The sequence below is a fragment of the Mesorhizobium sp. M7A.F.Ca.CA.004.04.2.1 genome (assembly GCF_004022825.1).
Classification (GTDB): domain Bacteria; phylum Pseudomonadota; class Alphaproteobacteria; order Rhizobiales; family Rhizobiaceae; genus Mesorhizobium.
The window spans coordinates 1-1844 of the sequence record NZ_RZPH01001126.1 but is presented as its reverse complement, the minus strand read 5'-3'; the positions used below and the strand labels follow the sequence as shown (position 1 = coordinate 1844).

Sequence of the window (1844 nt, the reverse complement as noted above, 5' to 3'; positions counted from 1 at the left end):
GTCCGAGAGCAGACGGCGCAGGGCCGCGGCATTCATCCTGTGGCCGCCGCGATAGGAGCGGAAGCAGCCGATGAAGCGGGCGCCGGCCAGCGCCAGGTCGCCCATGGCGTCCAGCGTCTTATGTCGCACGAATTCGTTGGGGTAGCGCAGGCCGCCCATATTGATGACGCGGTTGTCGTCGCCGATGACCAGCGAGTTCTCCAGCGAGGAGCCGAGCGCGTAGCCTGCGGCCCACAGCCGCTCGACATCCTTCATGAAGCCGAAGGTGCGGGCGCGCGCGATGTCACGACGGAAAATATCGGCATTGAGGTCGGAGGCAAACAGCTGACGACCGATCGCCGGGCTTTCGAAGTCGATCTCGATCTCGAAACGGGTCCCGTCATAGGGCCGAAACTCCGCCCACGAGGCGCCGTTCTCGATGCGGACCGGCTTGATGACCCTGATATAGCGCCGCTTGACCGAGAGCGTCTCGATACCCGCCTGATCGATGGCTTCGACGAACGCCATGGCGCTGCCATCGAAGATAGGAACCTCGGAACCATCGATCTCGACAGCGACATTATCGATGCCGAGCCCAAACAGCGCCGCCATGATGTGCTCGACCGTGGCGATATGCTCGCCGGCGGGATCACCAAGCATGGTGCACAGGTCGGTAGCGCCGACTTCCGAAACCAGGGCACGAAACTCGCGGCCCTGTTCCGCACCGTTGAAAAGCTGGAAAACGATGCCGGTGTCGGCATCCGCGGGCACGAAGCTGATGGACACTTCCTTGCCGCTGTGGACGCCGGTGCCGGTAAGCGACGCGCGCGTCTTCAATGTCGTCTGATAGTCGTGCAAGACAATCCCCATAAGCCCGTAATGCCTAGGTCCGCTTCTCCAGCCCGAGGGCGCGGCTCTTGTGTGAATCGGCTGGCAGGGTGACTTCCCCCGAAATCCCGGCAAACCGATGATGGTAGGCAGCGAAGATAATGTCCCGTCAGGGAGACTCCAAATCACGGTTTCTTACTCTGTGTAACCGCAAAATGGAACGAGTGCGACTTGGTAAGTCGTTGAAATCACATCATTTAAAACATTAACAGGCAAGCGATTCCTCGCTTGCCTGTTAACAAATGTTACAGTCCGTTTACCAATCAGTTGGCCTGGCGGCGCAGGAACGCCGGAATCTCCAGCTGATCGTCTTCCTGAGTCGTCCTCACCTGCGGCGTCAGGCGGCCCTGATCGTCGAGCTGGCCGCGGCGCGGCGCATAGAGCTGCGCATCCTGGCTGGCGAGACGGCGCACTTCGGGCGCGGCCTGGCGCAGCTTGGGCTCGCGCGGCTGCGCCGGCTGCAGCCGTGCGGGTTCTTCCTCGCGACGGGTCAGGCCATTGGTCAGGCGCTTCAGCAGGCCCATCGGTCCGCTGTTGTTCTCGTGGTCGACCGGGCGGCTCTTGGCATCCACCTCGGCCTTGACGACCGGCGGAAAGTCCTCGACGCGCGGCATGCGCTGCGGCGCCATGGCAACCGGCTGCGGCGCCTCGCGCTGCAGCATCTCGCGCGGCTGCGGGGCCGGCTGCATCTGCTGGACCACCGGCTGCGGCATCGGCTGGGCGGGCGGCGCCTGGAAGATCTTGCTCTGCGGGCGGAAATCTTCAGCGTGGGCGACCGGGGCCGGGCGCGCCTGCGCCATGGCCGCCGCATTGGCTTCGGCCAGATGGATGGCTTCCGCGACCGGGTCGATAGCGCGTGGCTCGTATGCCGCCTGCTGGACAGGCGCCGGACGAACCTCCGCGATCTGAGCCGCCGGGCGGCTGGCCGGCTTCGGAGGCGCCGTGCGGATCGAGATCGGCGCGGCGGCGATTTCAGC

At 64.6% G+C, this 1844-nt stretch carries 1 protein-coding gene and 1 pseudogene; both read right to left on the bottom strand.

The window, feature by feature from the left end; genetic code table 11:
- Positions 1 to 849 (bottom strand): UDP-3-O-acyl-N-acetylglucosamine deacetylase (gene lpxC / locus EN893_RS32050; protein ID WP_128362097.1); only part of this gene is annotated, 849 nt, incomplete at its 3' end.
- Positions 850 to 1130: 281 nt separating this feature from the next.
- A pseudogene (locus tag EN893_RS32045) lies at positions 1131 to 1844 on the bottom strand (cell division protein FtsZ); the annotation flags it as partial.